Source organism: Cupriavidus consociatus (assembly GCF_017814975.1).
In the GTDB taxonomy this organism is placed as follows: domain Bacteria; phylum Pseudomonadota; class Gammaproteobacteria; order Burkholderiales; family Burkholderiaceae; genus Cupriavidus; species Cupriavidus consociatus.
Map to the genome: position 1 here is coordinate 1 of NZ_JAGIQA010000131.1, position 1,140 is coordinate 1,140.

General features: G+C 63.9%; 2 protein-coding genes and 1 pseudogene. All 3 read right to left on the reverse strand.

Annotated elements, in window-relative coordinates:
• Positions 1 to 434 (reverse strand): NAD(P)(+) transhydrogenase (Re/Si-specific) subunit beta (locus J8I82_RS37720; protein ID WP_209765712.1); only part of this gene is annotated, 434 nt, incomplete at its 3' end.
• Positions 434 to 775 carry an NAD(P) transhydrogenase subunit alpha part 2 gene (locus J8I82_RS37725; protein WP_209765715.1) on the reverse strand — a complete coding sequence of 114 codons (342 nt, stop codon included), beginning with the start codon at positions 773 to 775 and terminating at the stop codon, positions 434 to 436. The genes J8I82_RS37725 and J8I82_RS37720, both read right to left, overlap by 1 nt.
• 170 nt (positions 776 to 945) lie before the next feature.
• Positions 946 to 1,140, reverse strand: a pseudogene (locus J8I82_RS37730) (NAD(P)(+) transhydrogenase (Re/Si-specific) subunit alpha); the annotation flags it as partial.

Below are 1,140 nucleotides of genomic sequence, written 5' to 3' on the forward strand. Positions count from 1 at the left end.
AGCGGGATCAGGTGCGAGCCTGCCGGCGTGATGCCGAACGCGGCCGGCTCCGCTACCGCGGCCACCGCGATGAACACTGCCGCCAGACCGATCAGCGAGTGCATCGCCGCGACCAGTTCGGGCATCTTGGTCATCTGCACCTTGCGCGCCACGTAGGCGCCGATGCCGCCGCCGACCACCAGCGCGCCAAAGATCAGCGCCAGGCCGGAGCCCACCGACGACTGCGCCGTGCCGGCCGCCAGGAATTCATTCTTGAGCTTGATGATCAGGACCAGCGTAGTGAGCGCCGCGATGGCCATGCCGATCATGCCGAAGGCATTGCCCTTGCGTGCCGAGGCCGGGTGCGACAGGCCCTTGAGTGCCTGGATAAAGCAGACCGAGGCCACCAGGTAGAGCAGGGTGACGAGGTTCATGCTGACGAGGCCGGCTGCCATTACACGCCCTCCCCGGCCAGTGCCTGCTTGGTTTCGGCCGCCTTGGCCTTCGGTTCTTTCTTCTTGAACATTTCCAGCATGCGCTGGGTGACCAGGAAGCCGCCGAACACGTTGACCGCGGCCAATGCCACCGCCAGCGTGCCCATGATGCGGCCCGTGGCGCCTTCGGTCAGACCCGCGGCGAGCATCGCGCCGACGATGATGATGGCCGAGATCGCGTTGGTTACCGCCATCAGCGGCGTATGCAGGGCTGGCGTGACTGTCCAGACCACGTGGTAGCCCACGTAGATTGCCAGCACGAAGATGATCAGGTTGATCACCGTGTGGTTCACCATCTCCATCGACTTCTCCTCCGTTGCTTTGAAACCGGGATGCAGCGTGTTTTTTACTGGATTCTTATTGCTGTACTACGGCGCATCAAATGGCCAGTGGCCGCGAATGACCAGTTGCGTGCGCCCCTCTCGCGCGCACGGGAGAGGGGAGCACTCAGGCCTTCTTGATACGCCGCGTATTACGCCGCCTCGCGCACGACCTGTCCGTCCCGGCACATCAGGCAGGCGGCGACGATGTCGTCTTCGAGGTTGAGCGTGTACTGGCCATCCTTGTCGATGACCAGCTTGAGGAAGTCGAGCACGTTGCGGGCATAGAGCGCCGAGGCGTCGGCCGCCACCATGCTGGCCAGGTTGGTATGGCCGATGAGGGTGAC

Bases quoted from the DNA above. Each gene is read 5' to 3' on its own strand.
- J8I82_RS37725 (WP_209765715.1), bottom strand. From the start codon at position 775: ATGGAGATGGTGAACCACACGGTGATCAACCTGATCATCTTCGTGCTG.